The following is a 16,166-nucleotide window of genomic DNA, read 5'->3' as shown; positions in this document are numbered from 1 at the left end:
TCGAAAGCCGGCTCTTCGAAGTTAGGCGGGGGTTGACGTATCCGCGTGGCGCATCGGGCCCGTAGCCGCCGGACAGTACGACTGCGCGACGACCCTGCCCGGGGGGATTCGGATGCGCGGTGCAGCAGGGTATGAGCAGTAGCAGCATGGTGCGTGCGATGGCATCGTCACCGGGGGCGACGACTGCTCTTCCGTCTGCACGAAGCTGGCCGGAGTGAAGGCGTGTGCCGAAGAGGAAATGAGCGGTCGGTTGCCTTTCTGGTGGAGGGGCTGCGGTATCCACGAAGGCAGTGATCGCGGCGGCCTGCTCGGAACCTCATGGAGGTGCGCCCAACGCCAATCGGGTTTGGCCGGCCGGGCTGTCGGGGGCGGGAAGCGGATCTACCGGCGGTCCCGCGGTGATCAGGCCGAACCCGATCCACCTCCTCGGTGCGCCGGGCCGGGATCTACCGGGGGGCCTGCGCCGTTGGCCGTGGCGATCGGCCTGTCGATCTGGAGATCACCCGGGTGTGCTGTTCGCGTTCGCTGGCGAGTTGTGGAGCCCACACAGGTTCCCCACCTGGAGCGGCCGCGGGCTCCTCGCGGTAGAAGATGTCGATGTCGACCTCCTCGCCGCCCATGACCACTGTGTCCCACACGTCGCTGATGACCAGGATACGCAGGGTCTCAGCCGACAGTCGGCCGAGGTGGGCTCGCAGGGAGGCGTCGTCGGGCAGACCGGAGACGCGCTGCGACAGACGGCCCCGGATGAGCCCGAGCCGGTCCATCAGTGTGTCGATGTCCGCCGCGGCCTGCGCGTCGGAACCCGGAGCGGCCTGCGCGCCGGCGCAGCCCTTGGCGATGTTGTCCTTGATGGCCTGGGTGACTCCATCCTTGTCGGTAGTGACCATCGCCTGCCAGGCACGGCTCTTGTGCCGGTACTGGAGCATCGCCATGGCCGCCTCGTGGCGGATGAAGTCCGCGTCGCGGAAGGCTCGCCCGCGCCAGGCCTGGCTGAGCGAGCGGGTCAGAGAGATGACCGAGGCCAGCCCGCTGTTGAGTCCGCGACCCGGCCAGAAGTGGATGGCGTTGGCGGCGTCGCCGAGCAGGAAGCCGTAGGTGCCCGGGGTGGCGGACGTCGGGGCGTGCAGGCGCGCGGTGAAGCGCGGCCGCTGCACCATGTCGAGCCGGAAGGCGGTGACGGCGCTGAGGTTGTACTCGGCCACGCCGAACATCGCCAGCCCTTCCTGCACCCGCCGCCACAGGGGAGACCCCTTGATCAGGGCGGGCAGGAACAGGGTGCCGTGGGTGGAGCAGTGGAAGTCGCCGTGGTCGGTGCGGCCCATCATGCACGGGTTGGCGGCGACGCACTCCTCGAACACGCGACGGACGGGATCGATGCCGATGACCTCCGCGGCCTCCTCGTCGGTGAGTCGCATATTGAGGAAACCCTCGCCGCCCAGGGCGTTGAGCAGGTAGCGGTTCTGGGCCACGGTCAGCAGGACCGACATGGCGTCAGGCAGGTCGGACTTGACGCGTAAGCCCAGCACGACATCCAACAGGTGCCGGCCGTTCAGGGAGTAGATCGAGCTGTCGGCGGTGCCGAACTTGCCGGTGAAGTGCTCCCGCGTGCGCGAACGGCCGCCCTCGCAGATGGCGAGCACATGGTCCTGCTTCGCGCTGTCGCCATGCTCGTCGGGATTGAAGCGGGTGGGGACGAGCCGGATGCGGCCGGACTTCTCGCCGGCCATCTCCAGCAGCGTGTCCTCGATGTAGGCGATGCGGAGGTTGCGCGGAGCGTGGCCGCGGATGGAGTCGGGGCCAGGCGGCCACATCTCGGAGTACGCCCCGGGCTTGAACAGCCGAGCCTGCACCGGGCCGGGGAGGTTCAAGTACTGGCGGCTCTGGACGGTGACGACCTGCTGGCGCCGTACATTGCCCTGATCTTGCCCCTTCCACACGACCTGAGAACCGTCCTGGGTCCAGCGGCCGTCGTAGACGGTGACGGCGACCCGTGGGCCCATGAGGTGCTCCAGGAGGAGTGCGAGGCTTAGCCCGACGGGCCCCCCGCCGGAAACGGTCACCCGGAGTACCGGTCCCGGGGCGACCGGCGGGGCGGATCCGCTCGTCTGCGGCAATGGGGATGCGCCATGGACCGTCGCATCGTCGTCGGAGGGCAGGAAGCGGAACTGCTCGTCGCCGATCGTGATCAGGTCGCCCGGTTGGAGCACGTGTGAGGTGACGCGCTTGCCGTTGATCAGCGTGCCGTTGCGGCTTCCCAGGTCGTGCAGGATGTACTGCCCGGCCTCGTGGCGTACCTCTGCGTGGCGGCGCGAAGCTCGCCCGCTGGAGATCACCACGCTGCAGTCTTGCCTGCGGCCGAAGATGGTCGGCGTGTCACCGAGCGGGAAGCGGCGGTCGGTGAGGGGGCCGTCGTGTCCGACGATGACAGGGGGCATGATGCCTTCCTTATCGTGACAAGAAATCTGGTCATCGATGAGTCCAAGTCCATCATGTGCGACCAAAGGCAGCCACATAAGAGAAAAGTACGCATATCGGCTCAGCTGGCGATGTGTGTGCTGGGTAAAGACGCGATCCGCATCGAATCTGACGGCACCCTCGAGACCAGCTACGACGTCACGGAACAGGCCATGGGTCAGAAACTGGACGGCTCGAAGACAACGGCGAAGCGCCATCTGCGGTCTGATCCAGGAGTGTCGCAGAGTAGCTTGACGACGCGCGAAACCGCAGGCCAGCGTTATGGGCGAGAGTTGGCGCCGGACAAGGTGTTCGAGCACTTCGCCGACCAGCCGTCGCACCTGCGACTGGGACGACAGGTCCGCGACGAACACGTCCGCCTGCCCGCCACCGGCTCGCGGATCTCGCGAGCCGCGCCCTCGGTGCGTCCTCGGTCTCTGCCGACGATCGCGATGCGCGCACCCATCGTGGTCAGGACCAGGGCGGTCGCTCAGCCGCTGTCAGCGCCGGTGCGGGCGGAAGGCCCGCTGCTCGGGGCGGTGATCGGCGATGTGGCCGCCCTCGTTCTCCCAGGAGGCTGAGCTGTCTTGGCTGGCTATGCCTTGGACCGGGACGGTGGGGTGGAGGATGTCGCTGGGACGGATGCCGACCGTACCTGCGGCGGCGAGCGTGAGGGCGGCCGCGGCGGGGCCACCGGCGGTGCCGGGTGGAATGATCAGCAGGGCGATGGGCGCGCTGCCCGCGATGCTCAGGGTGATCAGATTCGGGTCGGCGCTGCGGAACCAGCCCACTCTGACCTGGCGACCGCGGGCTGGGATGCGGCGCGGGATGTGGTCCCATGCGTCCAGATGCAGGCCGACACGCAGGACGGTCCTGCCGAGCTGCCGGTCAACGGCCGAGATGAGGGCGGGCAGCTCGGTGGTGGCGTCACGGGTGCGGGGCCACCAGGCCCCGTCGATGGTGCCTCTCCGATCCAGGACGGGATTCAGGGTGAGCCGGCGCACGAGGTGGGCCGCAGGGACGGCGGCGCCGCCGCCTGGCGGTGTGGCAGAAGAGCGGGGCGTCGTCATCGTCGCCTGGCCTGTCCAGGCCCTCAAGAAGGACCGAAAGTGGTCTATCGCCGCGGGCGACGCCAACCTGTATGCCAACGCACGAAATGTCCTCGGTGCACTTATTCTACCTCATTCCGTCAGGCAGAGGCGTCGTCGGCGGAATCGGCGCAGTTATCGATTGCGGTGATAACCGGACCAGTAATTGTTTGTGTCCGTTCTCAGTCCAGAAGAGGACACTCGGGTTCAGGCCCACGTCGCGGCCGTTCGTCAAGAGGAAGCCCGAGTGGCACCAAGGGGGAGCGCTGTGAGTCTGAAAAGGAAGATCAAGGCCAGGGCACTGGTCATCAAGGGCTGGATCATGCTCTACTTCGGCCGCGCGACCGGAAATCAGCAACTGGAATCGAAAGGCATGGCCGGCCGACCAGAAAATAATCCGCGGCAGCGTGGTGACGGGAAGACCAAAGGCACCGTCTAGCGTTGACCGTGGCATCCACAGCTGACGCCCGATTGTCAGCCGTCTGGGGTCGGCATATTTCCGGGATCCAGCGATGAGTAATGGCCGGCACAATCTGGAGGGACCATGGCCCGTGTCATCGTTGTAGGCGCCGACGGCTCGGCCGCCGCGACCGCGGCCGTCGAGTGGGCGGCCGACGACGCCGCGCGCGCGGCGGCCCGGCTACGCATCGTTCACGTAGTCGACCGCTCGCCGTACGAGATGGCGCGGTTCCCCGCTCTCGGGCTGGGCGATGTCGTCGACCGCAGTGCGGAGAGCGTCCTCGCCGACGCCGAGGCGGCCGCGCGCAAGCGACAGCCCGAAATCGGCATCACCACCGCGCTCCTTCGAGGTGCTGCCGCGGCGATGTTACGCGAACAGGCCGACGACGACGTCGTCGCCGAGATCGTGATCGGCGGCGGCGGTCTTGGCGGCTTTCCCGGGGCCATGCTGGGCTCGGTGAGCACCCATGTGGCGGGGCATGCCCGCGGCACGGTGGTCGTCGTCCGCTCCGGCCCCGACGCCGTCCATGGGGAGATCGTCGTCGGGTTCGACGACTATGGCGCCTGCGAGCCCGCCCTCGCCTACGCTTTCGAGCAGGCGAGGAGTCGCGCGAGCACGCTGCGCGCCGTTCACGCGTGGCAACCGCCGGCGCATGCTCACATCCCCGAAAGCATCCATGACCTGGACGAGATCCACGCCGCCCAGTGCCGGGCAGTAGCCGGCGTCCTGCGAGGATGGCGGCAGGAATATCCGCAGGTGCCGGTGATCGAGGACGTCCGGCGGGCCCACCCTGTCGACGCGCTCGCCACCGCTTCGGAGAAGGCGGATCTGGTCGTCGTGGGCTCCCAGGGCCGAGGCGCGATCGGCACCGTGATGCTCGGATCCGTCAGCCTCGGCGTTCTGAACCATGCGCGCAACTCCGTCGCGGTGGTGCGGCCATAAGGCGTCTTGCTCGTCCTGACCGGACAAGCACTGGGGTGTGCACGCACTTCGGATCTTCAGATGGGTTGGAGGCTCCGGATCCACCAGATGGCTTCGCATAGATGGAGACCGGCGCGATAGCTTTCGGGAGTCTTGTCTCACGTGAGCTTGGCACAGAGGGACTCCCGGCCGGACCCGGACCGACGTCACCCGACCCGACGGCGTAACGCAATTGACGGCAAGCTAAGGGCTGCCCGCGAACACCTCGAGGTGCTCCACCGTGCTCTGACTGTCCACAAGGAACTCGTCGTCGGAGGGGTTGCACACGGCCTGCGAGGGGTCGTCCCCCGCGAACGCCATCCCCGCCACGTACGCATGATCACAAAACCTATGGCCGGCCGAAGACGGTCCGGAGCATAGCGTTCTCCGCATGATTCCTGCGTGACCTCGTGACGCCATGCGCATCGAGCGTCCAACCCAAAGCAGCGACTGACCCTGGTGGGCCAATTCCGGTCAGGCGGTCAAGGCGATTTCGAGGCGGGCGAGGCAGGGTGTCCCTGCTCCCCTGGGTGTCCCGGCCGCGTGTCTATGGCCGCCATCAGGGTGAAGCTGCTGCTCAGCGCGGTGATGTGCAGAAGCCGCCGGACCGCAGCCGAGGCCCCTGCCAGCGCCAGCTCCCGCTGGTGTTCGATGGCGTGCCGTCTGCTCATCACCAGCGCGGACAGTCCCTGGGCGTCCATGAACGACACCGCCGACAGCTCGATGACCAGCAGCCCCTCACGGTAGGCGCGCACGGCGGCCTCGACGGACCCGTACAGCAGCGGTTTGGTCACCAGGTCCAATTCCCCGGCCACCCTCACGACCACGTATCCGTGCAGGCGCGTTATTGAGACCACCAAGGCGTCCATCGCCGCTCCAGACCAGGCGTCAGGCGAGCCGGGCGGGGCATCCTCTCCAGGGCCCTCACCTGGCCCTGCTGTGCGCCCTCGTCGAGTCCGCGTCGATGCGTGTGTCGCGAGGTCTGGACGGCACGGTCGCCACGACAAGGTGGCGCACCATAACCGATCGCCACTTTCTGCGATCAGTTATACACGTAGTGCAGCATACGCGTTCAGGGTCCGACCCACACCGCCCTCGCCACAATTGCGCGCGGGGTTCGCATGACCGCGGCGCTCACCGGGGAGTGAGCCCCTTCCGCTGGGAAGCGGTCAGGCCGGTGGGCGGCGGGTGCGGGCGGGGTCGGGCAGCAGGATGTTGCCGTTGATGACGGCGTGGGCGACGTCGGTGAGCTTGCGGTTGTGGTCGCGGGCGTAGGTGCGCATCGCGGTGAACGCCGCCTCCATCGACTCGCCGCCGCGTTCGGCGAGCATGCCCTTGGCCTGCTCGATCAGGACTCGGGTGTTCAGCGCGATCTGTAGTTGCTGCGACAGCAGTGTCTGTTCGCGGGCGGCTCGTTCGCCGAGCAGGCCGATCGTGGCCACGTCGGCGAAGGCCTGGCCCAGCGCGGCGGTGTTGGCGTCCAGGCCTCCTGGAGTGGCGCTGAACAGGTTGAGGGCGCCGATGACCTGGTCGCGTAGTCTCATCGGCATGGCGTGTACGGCGGCGAAGCCCCACTCGTGGGCGGCTCCGGCGAATTCCGGCCAGCGCGCGGTTTCGGCGGCCAGGTCGGCGACGGCGATCGGGGTTGCGGTGGCGTAGCAGTCCAGACAGGGGCCCTGGTCGGCCTGCAGCTGGAACAGCTCCAGGATTCGCGACTGCTCGCTGGAGGCGGCCATGAGCTGCAGGTGGCCGGCCTGGTCGGTGAGGAGAAGCCCGGCCGCGTCCACCTCCAGCACTTGCACGCATCGCTCGGTGAGCAGGTGCAGGAACTCGATCACGTCGAAGTCGGCCACCAGGGTGTCGGCCAACTCGACGAAGACCCGTGCCAGAAGTTGTTCGCGCGGCATGGTTTCACTCCCTTTCTCACATTCAGGCCCTGCGTGTTCGCAGGGCTTTCGCGCACATGGTGTTCGGTTCAGTCGCCGGTATCGGCGGCCGGGTCGTCGAGGTCGAAGCGCAGGGTGCGGGCCACGACCAGGCGGGCGATCTCGGCCACCCCCACCCCATGGGTGAAGGCGTAGGCGCGCAGCCGGAGGAATGCCTCCGCCAGGCTCACGCCCAGTTGCACGGTGATCATCCCGGTGGCCTGGTAGACCTCCGCCCGGCTCTCTTCCATCACGGCGAAGGGCTGCACGTCCAGGGCCGGGCTCGTCTGGGGGTGGGCGGTGTGCAGCATGACGCCGAGCGCGGCCGCGGCGAAGGTGAGCGCGTCGGCCAACTGCTCCGGTGTCAGCGGGCCGCCGGTGGACCGGTACAGGTCCAAGGTGCCCAGCCGGATCGCCCCGGCCTGCAGCGGAAAGGCGAACACCGCCCGCGCCCCCGCCTGCACCGAGGCCGGAGCGAACCACGGCCAGCGCTCAGCCGTCGCCGCCGAGCTCAGATCGGGGGCCAGCGACGCGCCGCCGTACGTCCACGCCTCCACCCCCGGGCCCTCACCCAGGGAGAACTGCAGCTCCGCCACCTGCCGGGCCACCTCATCGGTGGCATACACCAAGCTCTGGCTGGCCATCCCTGTCGAGAGCGACAACGCAGACCCGTCCACGCCCACGGCGACATGCGCTGCCCGGCACACGTGCCCTGCCGTCACCGGCTTTCCGTCTGCGCATCCCGTGATCGCCGCCCACGCTCGCGCCGCCCGCGCCGCCCGGCTTTGGCCATGGACCGCCAACGGGCGATCACCACCTCACCACCCGAGGGCGTCGTCTCGCACGATGTCGCTGCCACCACCACCATCGCACTCTGGCCGAGTTTCCGCAGTAAATACTGCATTGACTGCGATGTGGTTCGCGACGTGAGCTGACCATCAGCTGAACGACGCGAAAGGCTCGACCTGGTGCTGTGGCATACGCGTTGTCCTGATGTACGACGCCGCCTCGACGCGCACAGGCCAGGCGACCTCAGACCATCATCTGCAGGCTCCGGTCCAGGCCGGTGAGGCGCAGGACATGGGAGGTGTACGGGCGGAGATTCGCCAGGGTGAGGGTGATGCCTTGGATTCGGGCGCGGTGCTGGATGCCGACCAGCACGGCCAGGCCCGAGGAGTCGCAGAACGACACCTGGGACAGGTCGAGGATGAGCAGGTTCGTGCTGTGGCGCAGGGTGTCCAGCAGTTGCCGGCGAAGCGCTTTGCTGGCGTCATGGTCGCCTGACCTACCCTGGCCCAGAAGGGTCCACGGATGATCTATCGCCGTGGGCGACGCCGACCTTGATGTCAACGCTCGAAATGTCCTCGGTATTTTTATTATACCTCGCACAGGCCGATTTCCGAGATATCGCGATTCCGAAATAGCGGACGGTCATGAGATGCGTCAGTGACGCAGTCGCTGGGTACGGCTTCGGCGAGCCGAGGGTGGCGAGTCCCGGTTTTGCGAAGACCATAAGATGATCGAACGTGCACGAGTGACCATGAGCTATCGATTTCGGCGCCCAACAGGATGGCGCTTCTCGCCCTTCGCGAGTACGAGTGGTTGTGAGAATTTCGGTCGCATTGACAAATAGTTGAGTCTTGCGACCTTGACCTGGCGTTATGGCTGTCGCCGCAGCTTGGCAGGGGTTTTGGTGCTGCACGGTGGTGACGCCTGGGGCATAGGGATTTATCGGGAGTTGGCATATCTGTTGTCAAGGGTGTATGCATAGAGCGAGTCTTACAAATTACGGGCGGTAAGGCACGCGTTCGAACTCGGTCACTGGAACCCATCGGCCTCATGGGGGCGATAGGTCCCAGAGTCGGGCAGATCCCGATGATCTGCCGATTCATTTAACTGGCTCGACTCTTGATGGAATCGCCATGCGGCCTTTGGCCAAGGACGGTCGCCTCGACCCATGGCTATTCCGAGTGTCCTGCCGGCAAGTGAGACACGAGGTTTGACGCTCCAGCCCGAGGAGGCCGGCTATGGCCACGGATGTGAAGATCGTACGACTCTATGTCTCCAGCGTCGCCAACGGCACGATGGACGACACCCCCAACGAGGTCGGCGGGAACCCCCGCCCCCAGTTCCACCTGATGCTGCAGGCTGACGCGAGCGACTCGGCAGGCGACAACAAGAGCAACTACCGGCTCATCGTCAGCGCTCGTTCCACCTCTGGCAACACCACCACCTTCGCTGCCAGAGTCCTCAACGAGCAGGCTGGCGTCCCCGGCGACGGCTGGAGCTCGGTGGGCCCGCAGGCGGGCAACAACGGCTACGTCAAGCAGACGACCTACGCGATCGACGCCGCCGACTTCCAGGCCAACGGTCTGTACGAGTTCGTCGCCGCGCTACGCATGGGCGACGGCAGCGTATCCACCGCACGCAGCAACGAATTCTTCATCATCTGATCCAGCAGGCGGCGGCGGGCTCTCCGGAGCCCGCCGCTCGCACGCTGGTCAGCCCGGTAACCCGCCGCGGTCGAGGTCCTCATCGCGATCGGCAGATGGCTCTGTCGGCCTCACCCCGGGGGGCGAGATTCGGCTCACTGTCGTGCGTTCGCCCGCGGTCGTCCACCCTGGCTCGGGCATCCATGAGGCGGTGAAGGGGCGCCAGAGCGGGTCGGCCGATCCGGCCCAGGCTCCTGAAGGAGAGCTCCAGTCACGGGAGAAGGCACGCCGACCGGGGCGGCCCGCTCCGCATCCCCGCCGGCCTGGGCAGGTGCGCGGCGTGAGGGGATCACGGTGCCGGGGTGGCGGAGGCGTTGGCAAGTGCCGAGGGGGTCTGGCAGCCGACTATCGCCGGTGCCCTATGAACGAGTTCGTCGTTGTTGAGGGCCTCGACCATGAACAAGGCGAAGTCGATGCGGCGGGTGAGGTTGCTCTTGAGGATGGGGTCGCCGACGTGCCGGCTCCATACGGGCAGACCCTGGCTGTCGCCTTCCTCCAGGTCGCTGCCGCGAACGACGGTCCATCGTGTGTCGCTGGCAAACACCCGCCGGCAGGCTTCCACCTGGTCGTCGAGGTCGGCGTAGCGAGCCAGCCGCGCGAGCGGGCCGGCGACCTTGACCAGTGCCTTGATCTTCCACGAGTACACATCCAGGCCGTCGAGCGTGATGTGCCAGCCGCAGGAGAACAGCAGGCGTGCGCCAGGCTGTGCCTGGTCGAGCACCGCCTGGGCCGTTTTCGACGCGTAGCCGTGGACCCCGCGCGGGACCAGCACGGTCAGCACCCCATCGCAGCCGTCGACCGCCCGTTCGATGACGCCGCGATCGTCGGTCGCCCCCGGGAAGAGGGTGATGCGTCCCTTGAACGCGTCGAGTTTGGACACGCTCGCCTCTCGGCACACGCCGGCCACCTCGTAACCCCGATCCAGCGCGTGCCGCACCATGTACTGCCCGAGCTTCCCAGAAGCCCCGACGATGCAGACCTTCTGCCGGGCAGGGCGACCGGCGCCTTGGTCGTGTCCTGTTTCCATGTCTTCCCTCACGTCTTCTCGAAATCAGCTGCGGTCAGCAGCCGGGCGGTGGCGTTGCGCGCGTTCTTGTGGCGGGTTCAGCGCCCCGTCCGGGATGGTGACGGCGGCCAGGCGATTTCGCTCACCGCGTGGTCGTCCCACGGCCGCCGTTCGGTGCGGATTCCGCCGGCGCCGCTGGCCGAACGCCTGCCCTTTGACTCAACGCCCGCCTGCACCGGGGGGAAACGGGCGACAAGCGAACAATTCATCGGCAGAACTGATAGCTGCCGAACATCCGATGGCGGGAGCCGGGGGCCGAGAAGGGGATCAGGGACCCTGGTCGCCCAGGCTCGGATCCGGACGGAAACAAGAGGTGATGTGTCGGTCACCTCCGCTACGGTCTCTTGGCGTGATCATCAATGGCAGTACGGTCGTGCTGGCCGGGCGGTTCGGGCGGCTTTCGAAGGATGAGGCCAAGCGCGGCCTGGAGGCGTTGGGCGCGAAGGTGGCCGCGTCGGTCTCGGCGAAGACGGACCTGGTCTTCGCCGGGGCGAAGTCGGGGGCCAAGGCCGGTCCGGCGGCGGCGCGCGGCGTTCCGATCTACGACGAGGACGCGCTGGTGGCCGTGCTCGCAGGCCGGAAGCCCGGCACCGCGCCGCCGTCCCCGCTGTTCACCGGCGTCCCGGACGAGCGGATGGGACCCGACGAGGCCCTCGATACCCTCAAGAGCGCCGACTGGTCCGCGTTCTGCCCGGAGCGCGACACCGTGCCGCTGCGGGACGCCCTCCGAACTCTGGAGCGCGCTCACGGGGTCACTGACGCGCATCGCCTCGCGACCGCCCGGTTGCGCGCGGCGAGCGCGCTGCTGCGCCACTCCGACGTGCACCACGGTGAGGTGAACGGCCACGCGTTCAGCCCGGGCGGCCACCACCTCGCGGTCGGAAGCGGGACCGGCGACGACTACGACCGGGGCGGTGTCCTGCAAATCTTCGAGGTTGCCACCGGCCGCTGCGTCCACGCGATCGACGGCATCATGGGCGGCATCGGCTTCCCGGACCACACGCGCAGCCTCCAGTGGTCGGCGGATGGCACGCGGATCGCGCTGGAGTACAACACCAACGCGACCGGGGTGTGGGACCCGTTCGGCACCGCCCGCGAGCCGATCGCCGACGCGTTCTTCCTCGCCTCCGGCAGACCGCTGGGCATGGCCTTCGCCCCCGACGGCAGGCGCGCGTTCGTCTACGGAGGCGAGTCGGACTTCCTGCGCAACGTCATCGTGGCGATGCACGAGGGCTCGGTCGCCGGGCCACCGGACGCTCATCCGGAGGGAACGGAGCCGATCGAGTTCAGCGGACCGTTGCCGGAGGAGTTCCGGGAAACCTGGAGCGAGGAGCCCGAGCTCATCCTCGGCCGGGCGTTCTGGTCGCGCGACGGCTCCCGTGTCTACGGACAGGCGGGGGACGAGTACGCGGCGATCTCGCTCGACGTGGAGAAACGGCGGGTCTCCTGGATGCTGGGCCTGGAAGAGGACCAGGATGCGGCTCCGCCCGAGTGGAGCGTGGATGAACGGCTCCTGGCCTACCAGCGTGGCGCAAAGCTCATCATCGCCGACGCGTTGACGGGTGAGACGGCGGCGGAGCTCGCGGGCTACCCGGGCGCCGATGTCCTGAGCTGGGGGCCGGGCGGCCGGCTGGCGGTGGTGGATCCGGCGGGCGGGACCGTCGGGATCATCGACGGGACGACCGGCGAGCACCGGTACGACCTGGACGTTCAGGCGGACACGTCCAACCCGCGCGGCTGGGACGCCCGGTCGTGGGCCTGGTCGCCGGACGGCGAGCAGGCGGCCTGTGTCACTGGCGAGGGGCGGATCGAGATCTGGTCGCTCGGTGGACGCCCCGAACGGCTGCGCGTCCTGGACGGTATCCGGCGCACCATCGGCCAGGGGGATCACGGGTTCGGCCTGGAATGGCCCGCCGACGACGTGCTGATCGCGATCGGCTCGCACGCGGTGCGCTTCCTGCGCCCCGAGACCGGCGAGATCGTGGCCGACCACCCCTTCCACCACGCCCCGGCCGCCCGTCGCCCGCTCTTGTTCGCCGGCCGTGACCTCGGCGACCGGCTCCGGCTCAACCCGGCGTTCGCGCTGGACGAGGAGACCTGGTCGGTGGCGTTCGAGGACGGCACGGTCATCGCGCCGCCCGGCCGGGACGACGATCTCGACGGCCGGCTCTGCTGGTCCATCGCCCGCCGCTTCGCCTGGCCGTTCCGCTGGGGAGAGCAGAGCGTCTTCCCCGACGCCGCCCACGCGGGAGCGGGGACGGCCGCGCCGGAGACCGAGCGGCTGTTGGCGCCGTTCCGGGGACGCGGCAGCACGGCGGAGACGACGGGGACGTGGCCGCCACCCGATACCGCCACCGTCTCCGATCTGATCACGGTGGTCCGGGGCACGCTCGTCGACCTGACGCGGCCGGACTCGTTCGCCTACGGCGAGTGGACCGTCGACACGCTCCAGCAGCTCGCGATGATCCGCGTCCGGCGAGGCGATGCCGCGGATGCCCGTGAGCCGGCCCTCGCGATCCCGGAACACCGGCGACGTCTCGGACAGCTCGCGCGGATCGCGCTCGCGCTCGGCGCGGCCGGTTTCGACGCCGAAGCCGCCGCCGTCTTCCCCTATGCCGACGCTGATCTCGGGGACGTGCACGATGCGGCGGACATGGCGGCGGACATGGCGGCGGTCGCCGGGGCGTGCGCGGTCCTGGGGCGGCATGAACGCTCCGAACGGTGGTTCGCCTCCGCGCGCGAGGCCGCCGACGCCCACCGTTCGAATTGGGAAGTGCGTCTGCCGCTGGTCTGGGCGCTCACCGAGTGCGGCCGCGAACAGCAGGCCCGCGTCGTGCTGGACGAGGGCGTGGGCGCGCCGGGGGACCGGCACCACGGCGTGCCCTGGCTGGTGTACCTGCTGCGGCGGGGCGAGACCGAGCTGGTGCGCGAGCTGATCGGGGAGCGCAGCGAGCCGAAGGACCCGAACAAGCCGCACGCCTCCGGCGTGCGCTGGTTCGACGACTGGACGGCAGCCCGCGCGCTCACCGTCTACGGGCAGCCGGATCTGCTCCGGCTGTGGGGCGACATCAACCGGGCCTCGGTGCGGCGCGACCTGCCGGACGCCGAACGGATCGCAGCCGAGGGCAGGCCCACCGGCCCGACCGACGACCAGTGGATCGATCTCACCGCCCAGCACGCCGGGCTCGCGAAACTCCCCAAGGCGACGAAGCGCCGCGAGTCCGCGCATGTGGCTCGGAACGCGGCGGAGTACGGCCACGTCAGCGCCGTGCTCGACCTGCTACCCGGGACGGAGGATTCCGGCGATTACGGGCTGGGCAGCAACGACCGCACCTGGGTCGCGCTCAGCGCCCTGCGGACCGTCGCGATCGGCGTGGACGTCGACGTGTGGTGATCCCGTGTCCCGGTCGCGATCACCGGCCTGGGAGTGACGCACTCCCGCCGCCGGTTTGGAGCGAGGGCTGACTTCTGTCATGCGGGACCTGTGACACAGCGCACTGACCTCCGCCGAGCGGAAGACTCATGCTGACGCCATGACCATTCGTCGATGGAGCACGTTCGCCTCGCGGCTGGGAGCCGCGACCCTGGCCGCCGCGCTGCTCGCGGCCGGACCCGTGGCCGCCGCCGATGACGGCGGCCTCGACCGGCAGCGGCTGCGCCAGACGTTGGACGCCGTGCATGAGGCCGGCCTGTACGGCACCTATGCGAACGTCGTGGACGGCCGGCGGAGCTGGAAGGGCGCCGCCGGCGTCGCCGACGTCGAGACTCGCCGCCCGATGCGTCCCGAGATGGTGCACCGAGCCGGCAGCATCACCAAGTCGTTCGTCGCCGTGGCCGTGTTACAGCAGGTCGGCAAGGGCACGATCGAGCTCGACGCCCCCATCGGCCGCTACCTGCCCGACCTGATCCCGGGTGAGCGCGGGCAGCAGATCACCGTACGCATGCTGCTCAACCACACCAGCCACATCGCCAACCACACCGACGTTCTCTTCCCGACGATCGAGAGCCTGGACGCCAACCGCTTCCGCGCCTTCCCGCCGGAGGAGCTGGCGCGGGCGGGGCTCGGCGCCCCCGCGACCGGGCAGCCGGGGGTGACGCCCGGGGCGTACTCGAACACGAACTACGTCATCGCCGGCCTGCTGCTGGAGAAGGTGACGGGAACGAGTGCCGAGCGGTACATCACCGACCATGTCTTCCGGAAGGCCGGGCTGCGGCACACGTCGTTCCCGCGTACGCCGTACCTTCCTGGGCCGAGCTCCAAGGCGTACGAGGCGTTGTTCGGGCTCATCGACCCGCCCAAGGACTACAGCGTCTACGACATGTCCTGGGCCTGGACGTCGGGTGCGGTCGCCTCGACGATGGAGGACCTCAACCGCTTCTTCCGGCTGCTGCTGCGCGGTGAGCTGCTCGACGCGACTCTGCTCGCCGAGATGCAGAAGACCGTGCCCATCCGGGCCTTCTCGGGCGCCGTGATCGACTACGGCCTCGGGATCTACCCCCTCGACCTGCCGTGCGGCAGATTCTGGGGGCACGACGGGAGCGTCCCCGGCATGGAAACCTTCGCGTTCTCCACCGCCGGCGGCGACCACCAGTTCGCCTTCGGCACCAACCTGAGGAACTATCAGCAGCTCGACGAGAACGGTAGTCCTGTCGCGCACGCCATCGACTTCGCGATCGGGAACCACCTGCTGGAGGCGGCGTGCGGGCCTGACGCGGGGGCGGCGACCAGGGCGGAGCGGCCGCTCCCGGCGATCCGCGTGGACGGGGGCACGGCCACACCGTGACCGGCGGCGGCGCGACGCGGGCGGGTCACCGATCGGCGGCCCGCCACAGCGCCGCCGCCGCAGTAAAGCCCGATCCGCCGCATGTTCTCGGCACGTGTCGGCGACCGGTACGGAGACCGCTCCTCCAGCCCTCAGATGGGTGACAGAGAGGGGTCGCTGTCGGACTGGGCACACCCGTCAGGAGGAGCAGGTAAGCCGCGTGACCTGCACGGCATACATCTTCGCGGGCACACAGTTGTACGTCGCCAGAAGATGACTCAAGACCCTGTCCCACGACACAGGCGAGAACCTGCGATGCTGAGCGACTCATGGTAGGTAACACGGTCGAGACGACCTGCGAGCGAGCCGGCGCGGTGCTTGCGGACTGCGCCGGCGGCTTCCTCGACACGGTGAGCTTCGCGGCTCTCGGCGAGCGCGACCATCTCGACATCAAGATCGTACAGACGCAGAGATGGCCGATGGTGAGCCTGCTGCTGGAGGACGTGCGGCACGTCGCCCTCGGCAAAGGCCCCGACCTCGAATCGTCGCTCGTCGACGAGGTCACCCTCACGCCACTGCTGCGCACGGCCGCGACCTGGCCCGCCGAAGCGGACGCTCTGGTGACCCGGTTCGACGGCCTGCCGGATCTTTACTGGCTGAGGTTGGTCGGACCGGCGACGATCACGGCGGTCGGCGCCATCATCACCATCTCCACCTCACAGGACTTCTCAACCCTGGCCTGACCTTCGCCACAGCTCATGGTCGAGTGCCGTCCGGCGGCGGCGCATGTGGTGATCATGGTCGGGTAGGCGCGGCAGTGGCCCTGGGACAACTCCCGGACCAGTGCCAGGCCGCGACCTTGCTCGGCGAGCAGGGGCGGTGCGCTCTGCGTCAGCAAGGCGCTGTATGTGGCGAACGTCAACATGAAGTGCGCCTCCGACACTGCATTCTGTGA

15 protein-coding genes are annotated in these 16,166 nt (G+C 68.6%); 7 read left to right on the top strand and 8 right to left on the bottom strand.

Annotated features, from left to right (window positions below):
• Positions 1-446: 446 nt before the first annotated feature.
• The gene (locus ACWD0F_RS47000) at positions 447-2,438 is read right to left on the bottom strand and encodes an FHA domain-containing protein (RefSeq protein ID WP_449888895.1); all 1,992 of its coding nucleotides are present in this window, start codon (positions 2,436-2,438) and stop codon (positions 447-449) included.
• Here ACWD0F_RS47000 and ACWD0F_RS46995 point away from each other — a divergent pair.
• Complete coding sequence (locus ACWD0F_RS46995; protein ID WP_449888893.1) at positions 2,415-3,038, top strand: hypothetical protein; 624 nt, start codon at positions 2,415-2,417, stop codon at positions 3,036-3,038. The genes ACWD0F_RS47000 and ACWD0F_RS46995 overlap by 24 nt on opposite strands.
• Here ACWD0F_RS46995 and ACWD0F_RS46990 read toward each other — a convergent pair.
• The gene (locus ACWD0F_RS46990) at positions 2,958-3,527 is read right to left on the bottom strand and encodes a DUF5994 family protein (RefSeq protein WP_449888892.1); all 570 of its coding nucleotides are present in this window, start codon (positions 3,525-3,527) and stop codon (positions 2,958-2,960) included. The two genes, ACWD0F_RS46995 and ACWD0F_RS46990, sit on opposite strands and share 81 nt — an antisense overlap.
• 286 nt (positions 3,528-3,813) lie before the next feature.
• Here ACWD0F_RS46990 and ACWD0F_RS46985 point away from each other — a divergent pair, with 286 nt between their 5' ends.
• Positions 3,814-3,984: a hypothetical protein gene (locus ACWD0F_RS46985; protein WP_449888890.1), complete on the top strand. Its 171-nt coding sequence runs from the start codon at positions 3,814-3,816 to the stop codon at positions 3,982-3,984.
• Between the two features lie 105 nt (positions 3,985-4,089).
• Entirely contained in the window at positions 4,090-4,947 is an 858-nt protein-coding gene (locus tag ACWD0F_RS46980) for a universal stress protein (protein WP_449888888.1), read from the top strand.
• A gap of 222 nt (positions 4,948-5,169) precedes the next feature.
• On the opposite strand, the gene ACWD0F_RS46975 is transcribed toward ACWD0F_RS46980, so the two are convergent.
• From ACWD0F_RS46975 to ACWD0F_RS46955, 5 genes are all read right to left on the bottom strand, one after another.
• Complete coding sequence (locus tag ACWD0F_RS46975) at positions 5,170-5,295, bottom strand: hypothetical protein (RefSeq protein WP_449888886.1); 126 nt, start codon at positions 5,293-5,295, stop codon at positions 5,170-5,172.
• A 152-nt stretch (positions 5,296-5,447) separates the two neighbouring features.
• Entirely contained in the window at positions 5,448-5,834 is a 387-nt protein-coding gene (locus ACWD0F_RS46970) for an STAS domain-containing protein (RefSeq protein WP_449888884.1), read from the bottom strand.
• 300 nt (positions 5,835-6,134) lie between these two features.
• Positions 6,135-6,872, bottom strand: a complete 738-nt coding sequence (locus tag ACWD0F_RS46965; protein ID WP_449888882.1) for a GAF and ANTAR domain-containing protein — start codon at positions 6,870-6,872, stop codon at positions 6,135-6,137.
• A gap of 68 nt (positions 6,873-6,940) precedes the next feature.
• Entirely contained in the window at positions 6,941-7,516 is a 576-nt protein-coding gene (locus ACWD0F_RS46960; protein WP_449888881.1) for an ANTAR domain-containing protein, read from the bottom strand.
• 406 nt (positions 7,517-7,922) lie between these two features.
• Positions 7,923-8,240, bottom strand: a complete 318-nt coding sequence (locus ACWD0F_RS46955) for an STAS domain-containing protein (RefSeq protein ID WP_449888879.1) — start codon at positions 8,238-8,240, stop codon at positions 7,923-7,925.
• A 677-nt stretch (positions 8,241-8,917) separates the two neighbouring features.
• Here ACWD0F_RS46955 and ACWD0F_RS46950 point away from each other — a divergent pair.
• A complete protein-coding gene (locus ACWD0F_RS46950; protein ID WP_449888878.1) occupies positions 8,918-9,343 on the top strand; it encodes a hypothetical protein in 426 nt (141 codons plus the stop codon).
• Between the two features lie 328 nt (positions 9,344-9,671).
• On the opposite strand, the gene ACWD0F_RS46945 is transcribed toward ACWD0F_RS46950, so the two are convergent.
• Positions 9,672-10,421 (bottom strand): NAD(P)-dependent oxidoreductase, encoded by a 750-nt coding sequence (locus ACWD0F_RS46945; RefSeq protein ID WP_449888876.1) that lies wholly within the window; start codon positions 10,419-10,421, stop codon positions 9,672-9,674.
• A 376-nt stretch (positions 10,422-10,797) separates the two neighbouring features.
• On the opposite strand from ACWD0F_RS46945, the gene ACWD0F_RS46940 reads away from it, so the two are divergent.
• The 3 genes from ACWD0F_RS46940 to ACWD0F_RS46930 all read left to right on the top strand — a co-directional run bounded on the left by ACWD0F_RS46940 (position 10,798) and on the right by ACWD0F_RS46930 (position 15,954).
• On the top strand, positions 10,798-13,842 hold the full coding sequence (locus ACWD0F_RS46940; protein WP_449888875.1) for a BRCT domain-containing protein: 3,045 nt from the start codon (positions 10,798-10,800) through the stop codon (positions 13,840-13,842).
• A gap of 139 nt (positions 13,843-13,981) precedes the next feature.
• Positions 13,982-15,232, top strand: a complete 1,251-nt coding sequence (locus tag ACWD0F_RS46935; RefSeq protein WP_449888873.1) for a serine hydrolase domain-containing protein — start codon at positions 13,982-13,984, stop codon at positions 15,230-15,232.
• A 308-nt stretch (positions 15,233-15,540) separates the two neighbouring features.
• Positions 15,541-15,954, top strand: a complete 414-nt coding sequence (locus ACWD0F_RS46930; RefSeq protein WP_449888871.1) for a hypothetical protein — start codon at positions 15,541-15,543, stop codon at positions 15,952-15,954.
• Positions 15,955-16,166: the final 212 nt, after the last annotated feature.

The sequence above is a fragment of the Nonomuraea sp. NPDC002799 genome (genome assembly GCF_053592075.1).
The sequence above is the reverse complement of the archived record's forward strand: the minus strand, read 5'-3'. Positions and strand labels throughout refer to the sequence as shown.